The following is a 22,949-nucleotide window of genomic DNA, read 5'->3' on the forward strand; positions in this document are numbered from 1 at the left end:
GGCCCTCGCGGCCGGCGTAGTCATGACTAGGTCTACCCATGGAGCAAGCGTGAGCACATTTAAGGCCACTGACGAGGCCCAGGCGAAACCGCCCGAAGCCGCGTCTCCCAGCGCGGCCGAACAGCAGACCAACGTCTCGCTGTCGCGCGGCTTCATCAACTGGATGGAGACGGCGCAGTGCTCGCTGGCTTTCACCTCCTACCAGACCGGACAGTTGTTCCTGGTCGGCCTCACCGGCGACAGGAAGGCCTCCATCCACCAGACCAGTTTCGTCAGAGCCATGGGCGTGACCGTTGCCGGGCAGCGGATCATCCTAGCCTCCGACACGGCGGTGTGGCGGCTGGAAAACATCCTCGGACCCGACCAGGTCGCCAACGCCATTTACGACCGCATGTATATGCCGCGCGCCGCTTCTTACACAGGCGACCTCGACATCCATGAACTGGCTGTGCGCGAAGACGGGCAGGTCGTGTTCATCAACACCAAGTTCTCTTGCCTGGCGACGCTGAGCCCGACGCATTCCTTCCGACCGTTGTGGAAGCCCTCCTTCATCAGCAAGCTGGTGCCTGAGGACCGCTGTCATCTTAATGGTCTCGCCATGCAGAACGGGCGCGCCCGCTATGTCAGCGCGATCAGTCGGTCGGACTCGGTCGGCGGCTGGCGCGACCGCCGCTGGGAAGGCGGCATGATCATCGACATCACCGAGGACAGAGTGGTGGTCGACGATCTGTCGATGCCGCATTCGCCACGCGTCCATGACGGTGCGCTGTGGGTGCTGGATTCCGGCCGCGGCTTCCTGGTCCGCATCGATCCCGGAACCGGACAGCGGCAGAACATCGCCTTTTGCCCCGGCTTCCTGCGCGGCCTGAGCTTTCATGGCCGCTTTGCCATCGTCACCACGTCATTGCCGCGCGATGGCCTGTTCAAGGACCTGCCGCTACAAGACAATCTGCAGACGCGCGACGCCGAGCCGCGCTGCGCGCTCTACATCATCGACCTGCATACCGGCGGCATAGCCGAGTGGATCGAGTTGAAGGGACACATCACCGAGCTGTTCGACGTCGCCGTCATTGCGGGCTGCCGCTGCCCTTCGTCCGTGCCGCTCAACAGCCCGAACATGGCTTCGCTGATCACTATCGACAGCGAAGGCTGAGCGAATCGGGCCCGCCTGCTAAGTCCTTGTCCCGGCCTGTCCAAAGCCTAGATCAAACGTCAGGCAGGCTCGGAATTCGCTCAGCGCAGCCATGAGGAAGAAATTTCTCCGCAGACCGAAATATCGTCGAACATTTTCTTCAGGAGGGCAAAAAAGGCAACATTGAATGCATCTAATTTCTATCAATTCGGTAGATTTGGCGCCGGTTCAACGGAGGCAGAAATGACCAAACCTCATTTCAAGAAACTGCTCGGCGCACTGGTCGCCACAACTGTCCAGTTCGGCACGCTCGGTTTCGCGTTTGCCGACACCACCATCCTCAACGTGTCCTACGATCCGACGCGCGAGCTCTACAAGGCCTATGACGAAGCCTTCGCGGCGCATTGGAAGGCCGAGACCGGCGAGACGGTCACCATTCAGCAATCGCATGGCGGATCGGGCGCCCAGGCCCGCGCCGTAATCGACGGCCTCGACGCCGATGTGGTGACGCTGGCGCTCGAAGGCGACATCAACGCCATCGTCTCCAAGTCGAAGAAGATCAATCCCGACTGGCGCACCAAATTCGAAAACAATTCAGCGCCTTACACCTCGACCATCATCTTCCTTGTCCGCAAGGGAAATCCCAAGGGCATCCATGACTGGAACGACCTGGTAAAGGACGGCACCCAGGTGATCACGCCCAATCCCAAGACCTCCGGCGGCGCGCGCTGGAACTATCTCGCCGCCTGGGCCTACGCCAACGCCAACGACGGCGGTGACGAGGCCAAGACCAAGGAATTCGTCGGCAAGCTCTATGCCAATGCCCCGGTGCTCGACACCGGTGCCCGCGGCTCGACCGTGACCTTCGCGCAAAAGGGCATCGGCGACGTGCTGATTGGCTGGGAGAACGATGCCTACCTGGCGCTCGACGAATTCGGCGCGGACAATTTCGACATCGTCTATCCCCCGACATCAATCCTGGCCGAGCCGCCGGTGGCGGTGGTGGACGCCAATGTCGACGCCAAGGGCACGCGCAAGGTCGCCGAAGCCTATCTGGGCTGGCTCTATTCCAAGGAAGGCCAGACAATCATCGCCAAGAACCACTATCGTCCGGCCAAGCCCGAACTTGTGGCTCCGGCTGATCTTCCCAAGACACCCGACATCAAGCTGATCTCCATCGACGATCCGCTTTTTGGCGGCTGGAAGAAAGCACAGCCTTATCATTTCGGCGACGGTGGTATATTCGACCAGATCTACAAGCCGGCCCCGTGAGCTAGATCTAGATCAGGACGATATGACCACAGCACCCGCGCAGGCAGGGTGGCGGTTCAGACAGCCGAGTGTCATTCCGGGTTTCGGACTGACGCTCGGCTTCTCGCTTGCCTACCTCACCCTCATCATCCTCATCCCGCTATCCGGGCTGCTCTGGCGCTCGGCCGCCCTTGGCTGGCCTGAATTCTGGGCCATCGCCACCGATCGCCGCACCATCAAGGCGCTGGAAATCAGCTTCGGCACCGCCTTCATCGCGGCCGCCGTCAACGTCGTCTTCGGCACGCTGGTCGCCTGGGTTCTGGTGCGCTACCGCTTTCCCGGCCGCCGCATCGTCGATGCCATGGTCGACCTGCCCTTCGCGCTGCCGACGGCGGTGGCCGGCATCGCGCTGACCACGCTCTACGCCCCGAACGGCTGGATCGGCAAATTGCTGATGCCGCTCGGCATCAAGGTTGCCTATACGCCACTCGGCATCGTCATCGCGCTGGTCTTCATCGGCCTGCCCTTCGTCGTGCGCACCGTGCAGCCTATCATGGAGGAGATCGACAAGGAGGTTGAGGAAGCCGCTGCCACGCTTGGCGCCAGCCGCTTCCAGATCATCACCCGCATCCTGTTTCCAGGGCTGGCGCCGGCCATCGTCACCGGCTTTTCGCTGGCCTTCGCCCGCGGCGTCGGCGAATACGGCTCGGTCATCTTCATCGCCGGCAACCTGCCCTACAAATCCGAGATCGCGCCGCTGCTGATCGTCATCCGGCTGGAGGAATACAATTATCCGGCCGCGACCGCGATCGCGGCGATCATGCTCGCTCTGTCGTTCGTCATGCTGCTGGTCGTCAATCTCGCGCAGACATGGAGCCGCAAGCGCTATGGCTGATCCCGAGATCAAATCCTACGAGCCGCATCACGAGAGCCAGTCAGCGGCCGTCACGGAAAGCCGCCCGGCGCGCGTGGCGCTGATGACCGTTGCCTTCACCTTCCTCGGCATCTTCCTGCTGTTGCCGCTGATCATCGTCTTCAACGAGGCACTGGCGAAAGGCGTCGGCGCCTATACGCAATCGCTGAGTGATCCCGACGCGCGCTCGGCGATCCGGCTGACGCTGCTTGTCGCAGCGATCTCGGTGCCGCTCAACATCGTCTTCGGCATCTCCGCCGCCTGGGCGATCGCGAAGTTCGAGTTCAAGGGCAAGGCCTTCCTGACCACGCTGATCGACCTGCCCTTCTCAGTCTCGCCGGTCATTTCAGGTCTGGTCTATGTGCTTTTGTTCGGCGCCCAGGGGCTGCTCGGCGGCTGGCTGAAGGCGCATGGCATCGTCATCCTGTTTGCGGTGCCGGGCATCGTGCTGGCCACCGTCTTCGTCACCTTTCCCTTCGTCGCCCGCGAACTGATCCCGCTGATGCAGGAACAGGGCAATGGCGACGAGGAGGCAGCCCTGTCGCTCGGCGCCAATGGCTGGCAGACCTTCTGGTACGTGACCTTGCCCAACGTCAAATGGGGGCTGCTCTATGGCGTGCTTCTGTGCAATGCACGTGCCATGGGCGAGTTCGGCGCGGTGTCGGTGGTGTCGGGCCACATACGCGGCCTGACCAACACCATGCCGCTGCATGTCGAAATCCTCTATAACGAGTACAACGCCGTCGGCGCCTTTGCCGTCGCTTCATTGCTTGCGGGCCTGGCGCTCGTCACGCTGGTCTTGAAAACACTTCTCGAGATGCGCTACGGCGCCGAGATCGCCGCGACGCGCGGACACTGATAGAGGGGTTTGCATGGAAGTTCGCGTTGCCAACGTGCGCAAGGAGTTTGACCGGTTTCCGGCGCTTCACGACGTGTCGCTCGACATCAAGTCGGGCGAGCTGATCGCGCTTCTGGGGCCGTCCGGTTCCGGCAAGACGACGCTGCTCAGGCTGATTGCCGGGCTGGAGCGGCCGACGCGGGGGAAAATCTTCTTCGGTGACGAGGACGCCTCGCAAAGGTCGATCCAGGAGCGCAATGTCGGCTTCGTGTTCCAGCACTATGCGCTGTTCCGGCACATGACGGTGGCCGATAACATCGGCTTCGGCCTCAAGGTCCGGCACGGGCCGTCGCGACCGCCGGCGCAGGAGATCCGCCGCCGCGCTTCCGAACTGCTCGACCTCGTCCAGCTTTCAGGGCTGGAAAAGCGTTATCCGGCTCAGCTCTCCGGTGGCCAGCGCCAGCGCGTGGCGCTGGCGCGCGCCATGGCGATCGAACCCAAGGTGCTGCTGCTCGACGAGCCGTTCGGCGCGCTCGACGCACAGGTGCGCCGGGAGTTGCGCCGCTGGCTGCGCGAAATCCATGACGCCACCGGCCACACCACCGTTTTCGTCACCCATGACCAGGAAGAGGCGCTGGAGCTTGCCGACCGCGTCGTGGTGATGAGCCAGGGCCGCATCGAGCAGGTTGGCACCGCCGACGACATCTACGACACGCCGAACTCGCCCTTCGTCTATGGCTTTATCGGTGAATCGAGCTCGCTTCCCGTCAAGGTCGAGAATGGCGAGATCTGGCTTGCCGACCGCCCGATCGGACTTGCCGCGCCACACGAGCCCTCGGGCGACGCGACGCTGTTCTTCCGCCCGCACGATGTCGAGCTGCTCGACGGCTGCAGCGGCTGCATCGCCGGCACGGTCGCGGCCAGTCGCCGCGTCGCCGGCACGCGGCGAGTGGAACTCGAGATCGGCGGCGAGCGCCAGCGGGTCGAAATCGAACTGCCGGTCGATCACCCCGCGGCGCAGAAAAGTCGGGTGGCCTTCCGCCCCGGTCGCTGGAAGCTCTTCCCGACCGCTTGATCCAATCCGCCTGCCCATCGTTCGGGAAGGATTGTGCGCGCACGCAGCGTCGTTGTGCCGGCTGGGGCATCGAAAATATCCATGCCAGAAAAGAGATCCTAACAGCCGGCCGTTTTGGCGATATCTTTTCTCGTGGCTAGGGCACGGGCCGCTGCGCGTGCCTCGTCCCGTACCCTGCGCCACGGCTATGGTTCGACCATAAACACATTGCATCGGAGCCCGTTTCATGAAGCGATTTTTCCTTGGCGTCGCCGCCATAGCCGGCCTGTTCCTCGCATCCTCCCAAGCCTGGTCGGCCGACAAACTGCTCAACGCATCCTACGATGTCGGCCGCGAACTGTTCGTCCAGGTCAACAAGGCCTTCATCGCAGGGCATCCAGGCGTCACCGTCGACCAGTCGCATGCCGGCACCTCGGCGCAGGCGCGCGCCATCGCCGAAGGGCTCGGCGCCGATGTCGTCACCTTCAACCAGGTCACCGACATCGATTTCCTGGTCAAGAAGGGCCTCGTTTCGGCTGACTGGCAGAAGGATTTTCCCGACAACGCCTCGCCCTTCTATTCGCTGCCGTCCTTCCTCGTGCGCGCCGGCAACCCCAAGCACATCAAGGACTGGAACGACCTCGTGCGCGACGACGTCCAGGTGATCTTCCCCAACCCGAAAACCTCGGGCAATGCGCGCTACACATATCTGGCGGCCACCGCCTACGCCAAGGAAGCCTTCAAGGGCGACGACGCCAAGGTGAAGGAATTCATCACCAAGCTGTTCAACAACGTTCCGATCTTCGACACAGGCGGCCGCGCCGCGACCACCACCTTCGTGCAGCGCGAGATCGGCGACGTGCTGATCACCTTCGAGTCCGAGACGCGCGGCATCCGCAAGGAATATGGCGACGACAAGTTCGAGCAGGTCACGCCCTCGGTTAGCCTGCTGGCCGAATTCCCGGTAGCGATCGTCGACAAGGTGGCCGACGAGCATGGCACCCGCGATCTGGCCAAGACCTATCTCGACTTCCTCTACACGCCGGAAGGCCAGGACATCCTCGCGCAGAACGGCAACCGGGTCCGCGACGCGACCGTCGCCGCCAGATACAAGGCCGACTTCCCCGATGTCCGCCTGCTGACGGTGGACGACGTCTTCGGCGGCTGGGACAAGGTGCAGAAGGAGCATTTCGCCGCCGGCGGCCTGCTCGACCAGACCTACGGCAGCCGCTGACGGGGCAGCATCCGAGGTGAACGCGAAAGCCGGCGCTGTGCCGGCTTTTTTCGTTTCGTGCGCCGGCAATCCGGTATTCAGCGGACCAAAGCATGATCCCGAACAGCGGAATCCGGTTTTCGCCAGAATCATGTTCGAGCCGAGAAGCAGAGTTCCATCCCGATTCTATCGGGTGGAACATGCTCTATCGGCTTCATCATGCAAAACGTTACAAAGAATCAACGCGTTTGTGCCTAACGTGCCATCTGGCGGCTTGTTTTCGCGAAACGTCATCGCGCGGCGAAAACGTCATTATTTGCACACAAACAGTCGCCAGATGCGGGTGGTTGGGGCTTCAATGGGTTGATCTGGGCATGCTGACTAAAAAAGGCAAATACGGCCTCAAGGCCCTTGTGCATCTGTCCGGCCTGCCGGCTGGCCAACTGGCCTTTGTCAACGACATCGCGGTCGCCAACAACATCCCGAAGAAGTTCCTCGATGCCATCCTGGGCGAGTTGCGCAACGCCGGCTTCGTCCAGAGCCGCAAGGGCAAGGAAGGCGGCTATCGCCTTGCCCGGCCGGCCTCCGAAATCAAGATCGGCCATGTCGTGCGCGTGCTTGACGGACCGCTGGCGCCGATCCCCTGCGCCAGCCGCACACAGTATCAGCGCTGCGAGGACTGCGACGAGGCGACCTGCCAGGTCCGGCACATGATGTTGGAAGTACGCCAGGCGATTGCCGAAGTGCTGGACAATCGCAGCCTCGCCGCCATGCGCGACGCCGACAATGATGATTTTCCGGTCGAACTGACGTCGCAGATTTAGCGCATCTGACGAACCGCGGCAGCGACAAGTTCGCCGACCGGGCGCATCGCGTCGAGCGTCAATGCCCGCTCATCCGCCGCCGGTGGCTCGAGGATGGCGAACTGGCTGTCGACCAGGCTTGCCGGCATGAAATGACCCTTGCGGCCGGCGACGCGTCGCCTCGCCGTGGCAGCGTCGATCTCCAGGTAGAGGAAGACGATCTCCGGGCAGAAGCCGCTCAGCCGCTCGCGATAGCTGCGCTTCAACGCCGAGCAGGCGGCAACCACGCCTTCGCCCTGCCCGACCGACGCCACGATGCGCTCGCCGATCGCGTCGAGCCAGCCTTCACGGAGTTGATCGGTGAGCGGCTCGCCGCTTGCCATGCGCGCAACGTTTTCGGGCGGATGCAACCTGTCGCCCTCGATGAAGATGGCGCCCAGCACGGCGGCCAGCGCGGTGCCGACGGCCGACTTGCCGCAGCCGGCGACACCCATCACCACAATGGCCGGCACCGAACCGGGAGCGCCCGTTGGCGCCTGTTCTGTCTTTTCGTCCACTGTCAGCGGCTTGCCGGCGCGCGGCCGTAGAGCAACAGCATGGCAACGATGACGATGCCATAGATGATCTGCCGCCCCGCCTCCGGCATCTGCATGACCGACAGGATGGATTGCAGCAGCGTGATCAGGATGACGCCTGCAACGGTGCCGAGATAGGAACCGCGCCCGCCCAGGATCGAGGTACCGCCAAGCACCACTGCCGCGATTGACGGCAACAGGTAGGCGTCGCCCATCGATTGCGCCGCCTTCGAAGCATAGCCGGCCAGAAGCACGCCGCCGAAGGCTGAAAGCCCGCCGGAGACGGCGAAGGCGATCATCACCACGCGTCGCGTGTCGATACCCGAAAGATAGGCGGCGCGCTCGCGGTTGCCGATGCCGTAGACGGCGCGGCCGAAGCTGGTGCGGGTCAGTACGAACACCATCGCCGCGCCGATCAGCGCCCAGATGATGACCGCGTTGGGCACGCCCGGAATGGCAAAACCAGTCGCCAGGTAGCGCATCGCGCCAGTCGCCGAATCCTGTGGCGAGAAACCGCCGGTGTAGACCACCATCAGCCCCTGCGCGACGGCGTTGGTGGCCAGCGTGATGATCATCGAGGGGATGCGCAGATAGGCGACGCCGATGCCGTTGACAACGCCGATCAGCATGCCGCAGACGATGCCGAATGGGATGGCCACCGCCACGCCGACCGGACCATAGGCGGCTGCCGCACTGGCCATCATGGCGCCCATTGCGACCGACCATGGCACCGACAGGTCGATCTGGCCAAGCAGGATGACCAGCATCATGCCGGTGGCGATGACGCCGAGGAATGACGCCACCTTGAGCTGCTGCAGAAGGTATTCAGGTGACAGGAAGCTTCTGGAATAGAGGCTGCCGAGGAACAGCAGCAGCACGATGCAGGCAAAGGCCGTCAGCACCGCCGGATCGGCGCGCCGGATGAATCTGGGCATGCGGCCGGCAATGCCGCCAAGCGTCGTTTCGCTCACAGGAACCACTCCAGCCGGTTGCGGACCCGAAACAGGGCGAAGGCGCCGAGGCTGACCGCGATCAGCAGGATAACGCCCTGGAACAGCGGTTGCCAGAGCGGATCGAAATCGAAGACGAAGAGCAGGTCACCGATGGTGCGGAACGCCAGCGCGCCGAAGATCGCGCCGATGGCGCTGCCCTTGCCACCGAACAGCGAGACACCACCGAGCACGACGGCGGCGATCGAGAACAGCGTATAGGCGTTGCCGCTGGCATAGGCTGCGTCGCCGGTATAGGTGAAGAAGGTCAGGAATAGCCCGCCGACTGCGGCAAGCAGCCCGGCCAGTGCGTAGGCGGCGAATTTGCCACGGCGGATCGGCACGCCGGACATGTAGGCGGCCGTCTCCGACGAGCCGGCTGCGTAAGCCGCACGACCGAGCACCGAGCGGCTGAAAGGCACCCAGACAAACAACACCACGGCCAACAGCACGACCAAGCTTGCCGGCACCACGCCGAACAGTCGTCCGGTCAAAGCGTCGGCGAGGTCCTCATTGACCGAGCCGCCGGGAAAAGGTCGCAGCAGCAGGGCAATGCCGAAGTAGACGGCGCCGGTGGCGATGGTGGCGACAATAGGCTGCAGCCTTCCATAGATGACGATGGCGCCGTTGATCGCCCCGCACAGCAGCCCGGTGCCGAGCACCGCGAGGACGCCGAAGGCGGTTTCGATGCCAGTGCCGATGACCAGCCAGGACGCCAGGCAATTGGTCAGGGTGAAAATCATGCCCACGGACAGGTCGATGCCGGCGGTGATCACCACCAGCGTCTGGGCCATGGCGACGAAGGCGAGCAGCACGCCCTTGTTCGCTGCCGTCTGCACGACATTGGCGGTGAAGCCGGCCGGGTGGTTCGAGGTGTAAATGACGAACATGACGATGAAGATGCCGAGCGCCAGCAGCGTCCCGCGCTGCTCGGCCAGCCAGTAGCGCCAATCCTTCACGCGTTTGCTCCCAGGCTCACGGGGCTCTCCTCGCCATGGATGTTGAGCGCGCTGGCGATCAGCGCCCGCTCGGTGATCTCGGCGCCGATCAACTCGCGCTTGACCGCCCCATCATAGAGCACCAGCACGCGGTCACAGCAGCCGATCAGCTCGTCATAGTCGGTCGAATAGAACAGGATCGCAGCACCGGCATCGGCGAGCTTGCGCATCAACTGGTAGAGCTCCTGCTTGGTGCCGACATCGATGCCGCGCGTCGGATCGTTGAGCAGGATGATGCGCGGCTGGCGCATCAGCCATTTGGCGATGACCACTTTCTGCTGGTTGCCGCCCGACAGCGCGCCGACCGGAATGTCGAGCCCCGCGGTCTTGATCGCCAGCAGGCCGACCATGTCGTCGATCAGCCGCTGCTCGGCGGCACGGTCGATGATGCCGGCTTTGGACAGCCGGTCGAGCGCGGCGAAGGACAGGTTTTCGCGAACCGTCATCGGCAACATCAGCCCTTCGGTCTTGCGGTCTTCGGGAATGAGCGCCATGCCGATACCGTCTTCACGTGCGGCGGCGGGGCTGGCGATGGCAACGGGCTTGCCGTCGATGAGGATCTGGCCCGACAGGCCGCGCAACACCCCGAAGAAGGCAAGCAGCAGTTCGCGTTGGCCCTGACCGTCGAGGCCGCCAAGACCGAGGACCTCGCCTGCCCCAACAGTCAGCGAGACATTGTCCAACCGGTCGGTCCATGAAAGCTTGCGTGCCTCCAACACCGGAACGGCGGCAGCCGAAGCGCGTGGCGGCTTCGGCGGAAAGATGTGGCTGTATTCTCGCCCGATCATCAGTTCGACGACTTCATTGTCGCTCTTTGTGCCCGCCGCGTAACTGGCGACATTGCGACCGTTGCGAAACACCGTGCATTGGTCGGCCAGTTCGGCGATCTCGTTCATGCGATGCGAGATATAGAGCAGCGCCAGCCCTTCCGAGCGCAGTCGCTTCAGCACGCCGAAAATCTTGGCGACATCCGTCGCGGTCAGCGCCGAGGTCGCCTCGTCGAGGATCAGGATGCGCGGCTTGCGTGCCAGCGCCTTGGCGATCTCGACCATCTGGCGGCGCGACAGCGGCAGGTCCTTGACCAGCGCCAGCGGGTGGATATCTGCTGCGCCCGCGCGCGCCAACGCTTCCTCCGCAATCCGGCGTTGTGCCTTGCGGTCGATCATGCCGAACCGCGTCGGCGGGTCTGAGATAACAATGTTGTCGGCAACGCTGAGTTCGGGAACCAGCGACAGTTCCTGGAAGATGCAGACGATGCCGGCCTGGTTGGCGGCAGCCGGCGAAGCGAACGTCACCTCGCGGCCATCTAACGTCATGCGCCCTTCGTCGGGCGCAACGACACCGGCCATCACCTTGATCAGCGTCGATTTGCCGGCACCGTTTTCGCCGAGGATGCCGTGAATGCTGCCGGATGAGACCGAAAGCTCGGCCTTTTCCAGCGCCCGCACACCACCATAGCGCTTGGATATGCCTTCCATCCGGAAGAGCGGAATCGCACCGTCCATCGGGCCTCCCGAGGCTCTTTGACGACTAGGGATATCGAGTGGTCGGCGCCGCGGAATATCCCGCGGCGCCTGGGTGCAGCTACTGGTCGGCCTTGGTCTGGCCCATGATTTCCTGCGCGGTGAAATTGATACCGCAGGTCGGGAAGGAATTGCCGACGAAGAAATTGTCGGACTGATCAGGGAAGAAATCCTGACCTGCCTTGAAGTTCGGATCCTCGACGATCGCAAGCGGCAGCTTGACCGACTGCGGGACGACATTGCCTTCAAGGGCTGCGATCGCCGTCTTGATGGCAACCGCCACCTGGGCGGGGCCGGTACCGGCTGACGAGCATTTCAATCCGTCCGCCGCATGGGCCGCGCAGAATTTGCGGAAGCCGTTCTCTGTTTCGCCGCCGAACGGCACGAACGGATGCTTGGCGTCGATCATCGCCTGCACGATGCCGGTGTCGCCACCCTGGCCGGTGATGCCGACGAACGGACCATTGGTGGCGATCGCGTCAGCCGTGACTTTCTGTGCCGTCGGATCGTCCCACTTGCCGGCGACTTCGGTGACGTCCCATTTCTTGCCCGAAGCGTCGAGAACCTCATGGATGCCATTATGGCGATCGGTGTCGACCGACGTGCCGGCAACGCCGCGGACTTCAAGAATCTTGCCGCCTTCGGGTATATGGCCGGTCAGCCATTTGCCCCAAAGTTCGCCAAGGCCCTTCTGATCGACATTGACGTTGATGGCATCCTTGGTATCGAGAATGTTGTCGAAGGCGACCAGCACCACGCCGGCTTCCTTGGCGCGCTTGATGACCGGCGCGAAAGCGGTCGGGTTCTGCGCGTTGACAACAATGGCGTCATAGCCGGAATCGATGAAGTTGTTGATCGCCGAGATCTGCGCCGGCACATCCTCGCCGGTCGACACCACCTTGAATTCCTTCAGCTTGGCGGCGACGTCCTTCTGCGCTGCGTAAGCCTTGGCGGTCTGGATCATCTGGATGCGCCAGGTGTTGGCGATATAGCCATTGGCGAGCGCGATCCGGTATGGGCCATCTTTTTTGGGAAACTTGAAGAACTGCGTATCCGCGGCCCAGGGCGCGAAGCAGTCCGGTTCGGCGGCTGGTCCCTTCACGACTTCGGGGCCGGCGGCCATTGCGGCCGAGTTGAGCATGACAAATGCAGTGGCGGCAACGATGCCACCCACGAGTGACTTGATCATCGATATTCCTCCCAGTTGCAGTTTTGATTGTTGTTGGCTGCCATGCACTTCACGCGTCCGGCCAGACACCTCCTGTCTTGCCTCTCGCGCTTTCTTAAGTCGCCAATGTCGACCCGATTCCCTCCTTTGCCACCTCCAAATCGGAAACAAAAACTATCATATTATACATAATAAACAAGCATCAGCTGTCGCTTATATATAATAAACAGGACTTGGCCTTTGCCGTAAATTTCCATTTTGGGGAATTGGTAGCGCTACCATGACGTTGTGTAAACCGGCATTCACACAGTCGCTTCTGTGTGTTTCAACGGGCAGTGCTCTCGCGGCGCTTGAGTTCGAAGCCGAGATCGACGATCCGTTGTTCCGGCCTGTTACCGGCGATCGCCGCCAGCGCCATGGCGACCGCACGTCGGCCAATCTCATAGCGGTGGGTGCGGATGCTGGTGATCGAAGGAAACGCCACCTGCATCATGTCGAGATCGTTGAAGCCGACGATGCCTATCGTCTTCGGCACCGCGATCGAGGCGCGATGGCACTCGAACAACACGCCGAGCGCGATGTCGTCATTGTTGCAGAACACACCGTCGAGCGTCGGTACCTTGGCCAGCGCGTCGCGGAGCATTTCGCGCCCGAGCGGCACGCTCGACAGCACTGGCGTGGTGGTGACGAGGCGTGGGTCGAACAGCCCGGCGGCCTCCATCGCCGCGCGATAGCCGGCCAGGCGCCGCTGCGAGCGCGGATCCATGCGCGCGCCGATGAAGCCGATGCGGCGGTAGCCTGTCTCGATCAGATGCTCGGTCGCCGTCCTGCCGCCGTCGAAATGCGAGAAGCCGACCATCATGTCGACAGGATCAGGCCCGGTTTCCATGACCTGCACCACCGGGCAGCCGGCGCTCTCCAGCAGTTTTCGCGAGGTCGGTGTCTGGTCGATGCCGGCGACGATCAGCGCTGCCGGCCGCTGCGAACCGAAGACCTGCAGCAGCCGCTCTTCTTCGAGGCCGGAATAATGGGTGTTGCCAAGCTGGATACGGAACGGGCTGGCCGACAGGCTGTCATAGATGCCGCGCACCACCTCGGCAAAGACGTTGTTGGTGAGCGACGGCACCAGCACGCCGAACACCTCGGCGCGCGCCGAAGCCAGTGCCCGCGCATTCGGGTCCGGCACATAACCAAGTTCGTCGACCGCGGCCTGAATCTGGCGGCGCAATTCCTCCGAGACGCGCACCGGCTCGCGCAGGGCGCGCGACACGGTGATGGCGCCGACACCGGCCTTGCGCGCGACATCGGCAATGGTCGGGCGGCCACCGCCCCGGCGCGAGCGCGGCTTGATCAAGGACCCGCTCCCTCGGAAGAGCACCCACCAAAGCGCGCGGATACGATCGTCCTTGCTGTCGTCATCTCACCCGGCTTGCCTTGCCGCACCCACTCGTGTTCTGGCGTCGCGCAGCCTTTCGCCCTTGTCAAGCAACTCGAAGTAGCTCAGCCCGTTCAAGCCATCGCCACGGCACGTTGCCTTGCCTTCCAAAACAACAGACCGATCGCCAGTATGTTCAGCAGATTCCAGGCGATTCCGTTGAGGAATGCCGCGGCGTAGGAGCCGGTCAGATCGTAGATCCAACCCGACATCCAGCCACCGATCGCCATGCCGAAGATCGTCGCCATCATGACGATGCCGATGCGCTGGCCGGCCTCTTTGGCCGGCATGTATTCGCGCACGATGATCGCGTAGCAAGGCACGATGCCGCCTTGCGACAGGCCGAACACCAGCGACACGACATAAAGCGAGGCAAGTCCGTCGAAGGGAATGTAGAACAGCAGTGATAGGCATTGCAGCACCGAGCCTATGAGCAGCGTCTTCACGCCACCGATGCGGTCGGCGAGAAACCCGGAGGCCAGCCGGCTGACGACGCCCGCCGCCATCATGATCGACAGCATGTCGGCGCCGTGCGCCATGCCGTAGCCGAGGTCCATGCAATAGGCGACGATATGCACCTGCGGCATCGACATCGCCACGCAGCAGCCGAGGCCGGCGACGACCAGAAGCACCTGCAAGGCCGCCGGCGACAGCGAGATCGGCTGCACCGGCCGGCTTCCCGGCGAACCAGCTGCGGCAGTCTCCGGAGCACCGCGCCGCAGCAACAGCACCAGCGGCACCATGGTCACCAGGCAGAAGACGCCGATCGCGGCATAGGTGAAGCGCCAGCCTTCAGCCTTCATCAGCGTCGGCATGATGGTTGGCCAGATCGCTCCGGCAAGGTAGTTGCCGGCGGCCGCCGCGGTCACCGCGACACCGCGCCGGCGGTTGAACCAGTGCGAGATATCGGCGATCAGCGGTCCGAAGATCACCGACGTGCCGACACCGATCAAAAGCCCTTGAGCTATGGTGAATTGCAGGATGGAGGTCGACAGCGCCGCGAGCAGGAGGCCGGCGGCGAGCGCAATCGAGGAGAGCAGCGCGGGGATCCAGTAGCCCATGCGGTCGATGGCGCGGCCGACCAGCACGTTGCCGGCGGCGAAACCGACCATGGTCGCGGTGTAAGGCATGGACGCCGCGGCGCGATCAACGTCGAACTCGGCCTGCACAGCGGGCAGCACCACGACGACAGCCCACATGCCGACGCCGCCGATCGTCGCCAGCAGCATCGAAATCGCGAGCCGCATCCAGGCATAGCTGCTGTCGATCCCGGGGCTCGGCCGGCTCAAGTCGGTTCGGGTCAAGGCGTTTCCTGTCGGCGGTCTCGAAAATCGGCTGCCGTTTGCGCCACTATCGGCACATTCGCAACGCGCAGCAGCGCCACGGCAGGCAAATCCGTCGCACCAGACAAGACCAATGGGGAACCGATGCCAAGGTGTGGAGTTTCCCGGCAAGCCACCCTGCAAAGGAGTCCTGCCATGACCGCGAAGAAGAAATGGTCGGCCGAGGTGACCGAGCACAGCGACGCTATGGATCTCGAGGACCACGTCTTCGAATCCGATGACGCCAGGAAAATCGCCGCCTCCCTCAAGCGATCCGCCGAACACAGCCTCCGGCGCAAGGCCGAGCCGTTCCAGTCCGCCATGTCGATGCTGAACTTCTACATCAACCGCGCCGGCAAGAATCTGCCCGCTTCGCGCAGACAAGTGCTTGAGAACGCCAAGGACGAGCTTCGAGCCGCCTTCGGGCGGGAGAAAGAGGATTAGCCGCGACCCATTAGGCTCCTAGCGCGAACGGATGACGCCGTCGGTGTTGGCCAACAACTTGCGCACCGCGTTGCGCGCCGCATCCGGTCGCTGCAGGCGGATGTTCCTCTCGATCGCCTCGTGCAGCTTCTGTGCGTGCTGCAAATCATCCAGCTCCCGTGTCGTATAGGCGAACAGGTGGTCGAACGCGGATTCGATGAGCACGCCGAGTGGCACCAAAAGGTCGTTGCCGGATGCCCGCAGGATCGCCAGGTGGAAACGCGTATCGGCACGCGTGCGCTCCTGCAGGCTCGTCGCCTCGCCCATCTCGCGGCAGGCCTGGCTGATCTCGGCCATCTGCTCATCGGTCCGCCGCATGGCGGCAAAGGCGGTCGCTTCCGGCTCGATGATGTGGCGGAACTCCTGCACGGTCTTCAGGAACACCTCGCGATCCGGGGACGTCGCGTACCAGGCGAGCACGTCGCGATCGAGCAGGTTCCAGCGTTCCTTCGGCTCGACCCAGCTGCCGATCTTGGGGCGCGACGCCAACAGGCTCTTGGCCATCAGCATCTTGATCGCTTCGCGCACCGCCGAGCGGCTGACGCTGAAGGTCTCCGACCATTTCGCTTCATTGGGCAGGATGGTGCCGGGCGGGTAGTCGCCGCGCACGATCCTGAGGCCAATCTCGCTGGCCAGCGAAGCATGGACGCTCGAGCCGGGGATGCGCGCCGCGTCTGGTCGGCGAACGCCCGCCGGGCGCTCGCCGGAGGCCGCTTTCGCTGGCGATTTTTCCTTGTTCGGCTTCGCGTCCCGCATAGGCTCCAGAAAGGCCGGATTGCAGGGGCTGTCAAGCGCGGCAAGCGGCTCAGGCGGCAAAGCCGGCCGCTGTGCACAGATCAGCCCGATTGCTCCGACGGATCAGGCCTGCTTGACGTATTTGCGCCAGCTGTGCTCCGGGCGGAAGCCGAGAATATCCCGCGCCTTGCGGTTCGACAGCAGCGTCTCGTATTCGCCGAGGTCGGCCTTGACCGGTACGCTGGGATAGAACCGCTTCAGGAGTTCGGCGGTCGGCAGGTCGGATGAGGTATCGTCATTGGCGGCGTTGAACACCTGATAGCCGAGCCCGTCCTTCTCGATGGCACGCAGGGTGATCTGGCCAAGGTCGCGCGCGTCGACATAGCTCCAGGCGATGCGCTTGCGGAACCCCGGCTCGGCGAACCATTTCGGAAACAGCGAATATTCATGTGGCTCGATGACGTTGCCTATGCGCAGCGCATAGATGTCGATGCCGCTGCGCAGCGCAAAGGCGCGCGCCGTCTTCTCGTTGACGACCTTGGACAGCGCGTAGCTGTCCATCGGATCGACGTCATAATCCTCGTCGAGCGGGAAATACTGGGGATCACGCGGCTCGTTGGCGAACACCAGCCCATAGGTGGTTTCGCTTGAGGCAATCACCACCTTGCGGATGCCGAGCTTCACCGCCGCCTCGATGACATTGTAGGTGCCGAGCGCATTGATGCGGAACACCTCGTTGTCGGTGGTGATCATGATGCGCGGGATGGCGGCGAAATGCACCACCGCATCGACCGGTTGGGCGCGTAGAGACGGGTCGAATTCGTGCAATCCCATATAACTCGACAGCGCGTTGAACACCTGTCCGCTGTCGGTGATGTCGGTGATCAGCGTGCGCACTTTGGGATTGTCGAGCGGCTTTGTGTCGATGTTGAGCACCTGGCAGCCCTGCTCCACCAGATACTGCACGACATGGCGTCCGGCCTTGCCGCTGCCGCCGGTGAACATGATCCGCTTCGTCATTTTGCTCTCCACATCCGCTGGGATTTATGTGTATTGTCAGACAAAATCGCAATCCGCAACCACCCTCGCCTGCAAAACGGCAGCGCTGATCATCAATCATTGCAACAGGACTTGAAGACATGAACACGACTGCCGCGAGCGAAAAGATCGGCTTCATCGGCCTTGGCCTGATGGGGCACGGGATCGCTAAGAACATCGTCGACAAGGGCTACAGCCTGACCTTTCTCGGCCGCAAGAACCGCAAGCCGGCGGAGGACCTGCTTGGCCGCGGTGCCGCGGAAGTATCGACCTCGCGCGATGTCGGGGCGGCATCGGACATCGTCTTCATCTGCGTCACCGGATCGCGCGAAGTCGAGGCTATCATTCGCGGCCCCGGCGGCCTCAAGGAGGGCTTGAAAAAGGGCGCGGTCGTCGTCGACTGCTCGACCTCCGATCCGGTCTCGACCATTGCACTGGCGGCTGAACTCAAGGCGCTCGGCATCGACTACGTCGACGCGCCGCTGAGCCGCACGCCGAAGGAAGCCTGGGAAGGCACGCTCGACGCCATGGTCGGCGCGCCGGACGCCGTCTTCGCCCGGCTGAAGCCGGTGCTGGAAACCTGGGCCGGCCGCATCGTTCATATCGGCGACACTGGTGACGGCCACCGCATGAAACTGCTCAACAATTTCATCTCGCTCGGCTATGCCGCGATCTATTCCGAGGCGCTGGCGCTGGCGCAGAAGGTCGGCATCTCGCCGCCGCGCTTCGACAGCGTCATCCGCAACGGCCGCATGGATTGCGGCTTCTACCAGACCTTCATGCGCTGGACGCTGGAGGGCGACCGCGACGCCCACAAATTCTCCATCGCCAACGCCTTCAAGGACCTGACCTATCTGGAATCGATGGCCGGCGCGGCCGGCATCGCCAACCCGCTCGGCAACGCCACCAAGAACTCTTTCGCCGGCGCCTTCGCCACCGGCCCCGCCGAGCAATTCGTGCCGATGCTGGCAACCCATATCGGCAAGGTCAACGGCGTCGACCTGATGCCGACCAAGGATGGCAAGAAACAGACGATTTGAGGTGAGAACCTGTCCGCGCAACTGACGAAAAGCCAATTGCTTGGCTTTTCGAGTTTCGAACGGTGAAGGCCGGGTCCGCTTCCGGGCGGAAAAAAGGGCCAGTGGACATCTTAGAGGGAAAGCCCAAAGGGCCGGCGGTCACTGCCGCACTACCATCGCCTTGACCGTCCGATCCCTTCATCGGTGTTCTCAAGCAGTTTGTGCACGGCGTTGCGCGCGGCTGTCGGACGCCGCAGCCGGATGTTCTTCTCGATCGCCTCATGCAGCTTCTGCGCCTGCCGCTGATCACCGACCCTCTGCGTCGTGAAGTCGAAGAGATGGTCGAGTGCCGATTCGATCAGCACGCCGAGCGGCACCAGCAGATCGTTGCCGGAGGCGCGCAGGATGGCGAGATGAAAACGCGTGTCGGCGCGGATACGCTCCTGCAGGCTCAAGGCATCGCCCATCTCGCGGCAGGCCTGGCTGATCTCGGCCATCTGCTCGTCGCTGCGCCGCATGGCGGCAAAGGCCGACGCTTCCGGCTCGATGATATGGCGAAACTCCTGCACGGTGCGCAGGAATGCCTCGCGATCGGGCGCTGTCGCGTACCAGGCCAGCACGTCGCGGTCGAGCAGGTTCCAGCGCTCTTTCGGCTCGACCCAGCTGCCGATCTTGGGGCGCGAGGCCAGAAGGCTCTTGGCCATCAACATCTTGATCGCTTCGCGCACCGCCGAACGGCTAACGTCGAAGATTTCGGCCCATTTGGCCTCGTTGGGCAAGATGGTGCCGGGCAGATAATCGCCGCGCACGATCCTGAGACCAATCTCGCTGGCTAGCGAGACATGAACGCTCGCTCCCGAAAAGTGTGCAGCGCCAGCCCTGCGCATGACAACTGGACGGAGGCTGTCTTGTGCCTTGGCCCGGTCGGTTCGCTTCTTTGACTTCTTGTCCGGCATCCACGTTCCAATGCGTCGGCCGTCTGTCGTCCGGACTGGTCCGGACCCGCACGGCACGCCGATCTCGTTGCCGAAAAATCCAGACCATGGACGCGGCAAAGCCGGAGCCTGCCGCCCCAACCGCAGTGTCCCGTTCAGGAATCGACGGGGGGCGCCCGTTGCCGAGCGCCCCAAATCGAGAACCTACTTCTGGATGCAGGTGTCGACCGTGTCCTTGGTGCATTCGTCGAGACCGGTAAACACCGGATCGGCGACGGTCTTGCCTTCGATCAGGTCGATCATCACCGAGGGCGCCTTGTAGCCCATTTCGAACGGCCGCTGGCCGACCAGTGCGGTGACCAGGCCGTCACGAGCAATCGCCACCTCGTCGCCAATCGTGTCGGCTGCGCCGATGACGAAGTCGTTGCTGGCGATGCGGTCCTTGAGCGGCCCGAACAGATCGCGATAGGGCTGCGGCGCACCGAAAAGCGGCCAGCCGCCCATGATGCCGAACGCGTCGAGCTTGGGGTTGGCGGCGAGGATATCGGTCATCGCCTGAACGCCCTTGGCGCCATCGTCATTGGTGAACACCGGGCAGCCGGCGACTTCGGTCCAGCCACCTTCGCCGGCGAGCGCCGCGAGGCCTTCCTTGCCCGACAGTGCGTCACGCATGCCTTGCGCACGACGCAAGATGTTGTCGGCCGCAGGATTGCCCTCGATGGTGCAGATCGTGCCGCCATTCGGCTTGCCCTTCTTGATGTACTCGCCGATCTTCTTGCCCATCAAGTAGTTGTCGGTGCCGAGATAGGTCTTGCGCAGCGCCGCATCTTCCTTGCTGAGGTCGGCATCGACCGTCATGATCGGGATCGTCGGATTGGCGGTCTTGATGGTCTGCGCGATCAGCGGCGCGTTGGATGGCGAAATCGCCATCGCCACGGTGTCGGCCTTGCTCAACATGTCCTGGACGATCTGCGCCTCGCCGGCCTCGTCCGAGGTCGAGGCAGGGCCGGTGTAGAAGCATTCATATTCCGAGCTGGCGTTTTCCTTGTTCCATTTCTCGCAACCCTGGTGGATGGCTTCGAAGAACGGATTGTCGAGACCTTTCACGACAATGACGAGCTGTTTCTTGGCCAAAGCCGGTCCGGCGCCAAGCGCCATCATGGCGGCGGCGGCAAGCAAAAGTGATTTCCTCATATCAGTCCTCCCTTGAAACAGACGGACACGGCGTGCCCGCCACACAGATCGACCGGACGCGTGATGACCGAGGTTCGTTTCGCGAGCTCTCGTATCGCCAAGACAGATCGATAAGCATTTCCAGATGCGGCCTTGGACCGGCTCAACACACGGGGTGCAGCCGAAACCTCGACCGATAAACCTCCACCGATTCCACCCGGCGAACCGCAGGCAGGGACCGGCATAATCTCCTCCGACGCTTAGCTAATATCGGCTCGCCGCCAACGTCAATGCTATTTGTCCTACAAAACGGATTTTTAGAATAATCCAACCTTAATTCGTCCGACAATTGATTGACGCGCGCCGGCTTTTGCGTAAAAGAACGCTAACGCTGTTTCCGGGAGGAGCTGGGAAGAGCGAGGCCAAAGCAGCGCCGGCATTGACGCCGGGAACAGCAGCAGGTCGCAAAGCACGGGGAGGCAAGAAGGCTGGTGGCGGTTCTCGAACTCACCAACATATCGAAGCATTTCGGCGCCATCCAGGCGGTCAACGACGTGTCTTTGTCGATCGAGCCCGGCCAGGTGGTCGGCCTGATGGGCGACAATGGCGCCGGCAAGTCGACGCTGGTCAAGATGATCGCCGGCAATTTCCGCCCGAGCCACGGCACCATGCAGATGGACGGCAAGGATTTGATTCTGCACAAGCCGGTCGAAGCCCGCCAGCACGGCATTGAGATCGTTCACCAGGACCTGGCGCTCTGCAACAATCTGACGGCAGCGGCGAATGTCTATCTCGGCCGTGAATTGCGCCGCGGCGTCGGCCCCTTCCGCATCCTCGACTACGCTTCTATGTACAAGCGCGCCGGCCAGATCTTCGCGGAGCTCAAGTCCGAGACCCGCCCGCGCGACCTCGTCAAGCAGATGTCGGGTGGCCAGCGCCAGGCGGTGGCGATCGCCCGCACCATGCTGTCGCAAGCCAAGATCGTGCTGATGGACGAGCCAACGGCGGCGATCTCGGTGCGGCAGGTCGCCGAGGTGCTCAACCTGATCCGTCATTTGCGCGACCAGGGTATTGCCGTCGTGCTGATCAGCCACCGCATGCCCGACGTCTTCACCGTCGCCGACCGCGTCATCGTCATGCGGCGTGGCCGCAAGGTCGCCGACAAGACGATCGCGTCCAGTTCGCCCGAAGAAGTCACCGGGCTGATCACTGGTGCTATCGAACAGGTTTGATTTCAGCGCGTTCCACCGGCAGATAAAGGTCGATAATGGCAGTCACCCTTGACCAGACGATCGCACAGAAACAGCACACCTTGCTGTCGAAGCTGTTTGCCAGCCAGACCTTCTGGGTGGTGATCGCGGTCATCCTCGCCTGCCTGTTCCTGTCGTTTGCCACCGACGCCTTCGCCACGCAGAAGAACCTCTACAACATCACCCGCAACATCACCTTCGTCGCCATCATCGCGCTCGGCATGACCTTCGTCATCATCACCGGCGGCATCGACCTCTCGGTCGGTTCGGTGCTGTGCCTGTCGTCGATGGTGCTGGCCGTCACCATGCATGCCGGCTACTCGATCGAGATCGGCATCCTGGCCTCTATCGCAACGGCGCTTGCCATCGGCGCCTTCAACGGCATCCTGATCGCCTATCTCGGCTTTCCGCCGTTCGTGGTGACGCTCGGCATGTTGTCGATCGCCCGCAGCCTGGCCATGGTTGCTTCCAACAACACCGTCGTCTTCCAGTTCGGACCGGACCACAACAAGCTGCTGGCGCTGGGCGGCGGCGCCTGGGTGTTCGGCATCGCCAATCCAGTGCTTTACATGATCCTTTTGGCGCTGATCACCGGCTTCATCTTGCGCTGGACCAAGTTCGGCCGGCACATCTTCGCCATCGGCGGCAATGAGCATGCTGCGACGCTGACCGGCGTTCCGGTGCGCCAGATCAAGGTCGCCGTCTACATGATTTCGGCGCTCTCGGCCGGCATTGCCGGTATCATCCAGACCGGATGGCTGGGCGCCGTCACCACCAATCTCGGCACCGGCATGGAGCTTCAGGTCATCGCCGCCACCGTCATCGGCGGCGCCAACCTTGCCGGCGGCGTTGGCACCGCCTTTGGCGCCATCGTCGGCGCGGCGCTCATCGAGGTGATCCGCAACAGTCTCGGCCTGCTCGGCATCAATGCGTTCTGGCAAGGCGTGTTCATCGGCGGCGCCATCCTGCTGGCGGTTCTGTTCGACCGCATCCGCAATTTCCGCCGCAACGACTAGGACCATGATCCCGAAAAGTGGAAACCGGTTTTTCGGACAAACGGAAACCGTTTGTCCAGAGATCATGGTCGAACAGAAGACAGCCT

22 protein-coding genes are annotated in these 22,949 nt (G+C 62.9%); 11 read left to right on the forward strand and 11 right to left on the reverse strand.

The annotated features are described in order from the left end of the window. Positions 1-49 precede the first annotated feature (49 nt). The 7 genes from AC1D08_RS10395 (at position 50) to AC1D08_RS10425 (ending at position 7,225) form a co-directional block, all read left to right on the forward strand. Positions 50-1,153 carry a TIGR03032 family protein gene (locus AC1D08_RS10395; protein WP_457152037.1) on the forward strand — a complete coding sequence of 368 codons (1,104 nt, stop codon included), beginning with the start codon at positions 50-52 and terminating at the stop codon, positions 1,151-1,153. A gap of 222 nt (positions 1,154-1,375) precedes the next feature. Then, positions 1,376-2,404, forward strand: coding sequence for a sulfate ABC transporter substrate-binding protein (locus AC1D08_RS10400; RefSeq protein WP_457152514.1), 1,029 nt, complete (start codon positions 1,376-1,378; stop codon positions 2,402-2,404). A gap of 22 nt (positions 2,405-2,426) precedes the next feature. Beyond that, the gene (cysT, locus tag AC1D08_RS10405) at positions 2,427-3,278 is read left to right on the forward strand and encodes a sulfate ABC transporter permease subunit CysT (protein ID WP_095091462.1); all 852 of its coding nucleotides are present in this window, start codon (positions 2,427-2,429) and stop codon (positions 3,276-3,278) included. Then, positions 3,271-4,155: a sulfate ABC transporter permease subunit CysW gene (gene cysW, locus AC1D08_RS10410; protein ID WP_095091461.1), complete on the forward strand. Its 885-nt coding sequence runs from the start codon at positions 3,271-3,273 to the stop codon at positions 4,153-4,155. Before cysT ends, cysW begins: the two co-directional genes overlap by 8 nt. 13 nt (positions 4,156-4,168) lie before the next feature. Continuing rightward, complete coding sequence (locus tag AC1D08_RS10415) at positions 4,169-5,209, forward strand: sulfate/molybdate ABC transporter ATP-binding protein (protein WP_095091460.1); 1,041 nt, start codon at positions 4,169-4,171, stop codon at positions 5,207-5,209. Positions 5,210-5,435: 226 nt separating this feature from the next. Continuing rightward, positions 5,436-6,422 carry a sulfate ABC transporter substrate-binding protein gene (locus tag AC1D08_RS10420; protein ID WP_457152513.1) on the forward strand — a complete coding sequence of 329 codons (987 nt, stop codon included), beginning with the start codon at positions 5,436-5,438 and terminating at the stop codon, positions 6,420-6,422. Positions 6,423-6,775: 353 nt separating this feature from the next. Then, positions 6,776-7,225: an RrF2 family transcriptional regulator gene (locus AC1D08_RS10425; RefSeq protein WP_013530871.1), complete on the forward strand. Its 450-nt coding sequence runs from the start codon at positions 6,776-6,778 to the stop codon at positions 7,223-7,225. On the opposite strand, the gene AC1D08_RS10430 is transcribed toward AC1D08_RS10425, so the two are convergent. The 7 genes from AC1D08_RS10430 to AC1D08_RS10460 form a co-directional block, all read right to left on the reverse strand. Beyond that, positions 7,222-7,761: a gluconokinase gene (locus tag AC1D08_RS10430; protein ID WP_477226929.1), complete on the reverse strand. Its 540-nt coding sequence runs from the start codon at positions 7,759-7,761 to the stop codon at positions 7,222-7,224. The two genes, AC1D08_RS10425 and AC1D08_RS10430, sit on opposite strands and share 4 nt — an antisense overlap. Before the next feature lie 2 nt (positions 7,762-7,763). Continuing rightward, positions 7,764-8,750 (reverse strand): ABC transporter permease, encoded by a 987-nt coding sequence (locus AC1D08_RS10435; protein ID WP_457152511.1) that lies wholly within the window; start codon positions 8,748-8,750, stop codon positions 7,764-7,766. Next, positions 8,747-9,727, reverse strand: coding sequence for an ABC transporter permease (locus AC1D08_RS10440; protein WP_457152510.1), 981 nt, complete (start codon positions 9,725-9,727; stop codon positions 8,747-8,749). Before AC1D08_RS10440 ends, AC1D08_RS10435 begins: the two co-directional genes overlap by 4 nt. After that, on the reverse strand, positions 9,724-11,271 hold the full coding sequence (locus AC1D08_RS10445; RefSeq protein WP_477226928.1) for a sugar ABC transporter ATP-binding protein: 1,548 nt from the start codon (positions 11,269-11,271) through the stop codon (positions 9,724-9,726). Before AC1D08_RS10445 ends, AC1D08_RS10440 begins: the two co-directional genes overlap by 4 nt. A 79-nt stretch (positions 11,272-11,350) precedes the next feature. Then, the gene (locus AC1D08_RS10450) at positions 11,351-12,478 is read right to left on the reverse strand and encodes a sugar ABC transporter substrate-binding protein (protein ID WP_095091454.1); all 1,128 of its coding nucleotides are present in this window, start codon (positions 12,476-12,478) and stop codon (positions 11,351-11,353) included. A gap of 304 nt (positions 12,479-12,782) precedes the next feature. Further along, positions 12,783-13,811, reverse strand: coding sequence for an HTH-type transcriptional regulator GntR (gene gntR / locus AC1D08_RS10455; protein WP_457154921.1), 1,029 nt, complete (start codon positions 13,809-13,811; stop codon positions 12,783-12,785). Positions 13,812-13,966: 155 nt separating this feature from the next. After that, positions 13,967-15,196: an MFS transporter gene (locus AC1D08_RS10460; RefSeq protein WP_457154922.1), complete on the reverse strand. Its 1,230-nt coding sequence runs from the start codon at positions 15,194-15,196 to the stop codon at positions 13,967-13,969. Positions 15,197-15,370: 174 nt separating this feature from the next. Here AC1D08_RS10460 and AC1D08_RS10465 point away from each other — a divergent pair, with 174 nt between their 5' ends. Continuing rightward, positions 15,371-15,658 carry a DUF3175 domain-containing protein gene (locus AC1D08_RS10465; RefSeq protein WP_457154684.1) on the forward strand — a complete coding sequence of 96 codons (288 nt, stop codon included), beginning with the start codon at positions 15,371-15,373 and terminating at the stop codon, positions 15,656-15,658. 18 nt (positions 15,659-15,676) lie between these two features. On the opposite strand, the gene AC1D08_RS10470 is transcribed toward AC1D08_RS10465, so the two are convergent. Beyond that, positions 15,677-16,453 (reverse strand): FadR/GntR family transcriptional regulator, encoded by a 777-nt coding sequence (locus AC1D08_RS10470; protein ID WP_457154685.1) that lies wholly within the window; start codon positions 16,451-16,453, stop codon positions 15,677-15,679. A gap of 102 nt (positions 16,454-16,555) precedes the next feature. Continuing rightward, complete coding sequence (locus AC1D08_RS10475; protein ID WP_457154686.1) at positions 16,556-17,452, reverse strand: NAD-dependent epimerase/dehydratase family protein; 897 nt, start codon at positions 17,450-17,452, stop codon at positions 16,556-16,558. A 119-nt stretch (positions 17,453-17,571) separates the two neighbouring features. Here AC1D08_RS10475 and AC1D08_RS10480 point away from each other — a divergent pair, with 119 nt between their 5' ends. Further along, positions 17,572-18,510, forward strand: coding sequence for an NAD(P)-dependent oxidoreductase (locus tag AC1D08_RS10480; protein ID WP_457154687.1), 939 nt, complete (start codon positions 17,572-17,574; stop codon positions 18,508-18,510). A gap of 149 nt (positions 18,511-18,659) precedes the next feature. Here AC1D08_RS10480 and AC1D08_RS10485 read toward each other — a convergent pair whose 3' ends face one another. After that, positions 18,660-19,445, reverse strand: coding sequence for a FadR/GntR family transcriptional regulator (locus AC1D08_RS10485; protein WP_095091450.1), 786 nt, complete (start codon positions 19,443-19,445; stop codon positions 18,660-18,662). Positions 19,446-19,628: 183 nt separating this feature from the next. Then, on the reverse strand, positions 19,629-20,618 hold the full coding sequence (locus AC1D08_RS10490) for a sugar-binding protein (protein WP_095091449.1): 990 nt from the start codon (positions 20,616-20,618) through the stop codon (positions 19,629-19,631). Positions 20,619-21,088: 470 nt separating this feature from the next. On the opposite strand from AC1D08_RS10490, the gene AC1D08_RS10495 reads away from it, so the two are divergent. Together AC1D08_RS10495 and AC1D08_RS10500 are read left to right on the forward strand one after the other, a co-directional pair. Further along, entirely contained in the window at positions 21,089-21,829 is a 741-nt protein-coding gene (locus AC1D08_RS10495) for an ATP-binding cassette domain-containing protein (protein WP_095091448.1), read from the forward strand. 35 nt (positions 21,830-21,864) lie between these two features. Next, a complete protein-coding gene (locus tag AC1D08_RS10500) occupies positions 21,865-22,863 on the forward strand; it encodes an ABC transporter permease (RefSeq protein WP_095091447.1) in 999 nt (332 codons plus the stop codon). The last annotated feature ends 86 nt before the right edge of the window (positions 22,864-22,949 follow it).

The sequence above is a fragment of the Mesorhizobium sp. P2_E6 genome, from assembly GCF_056403835.1.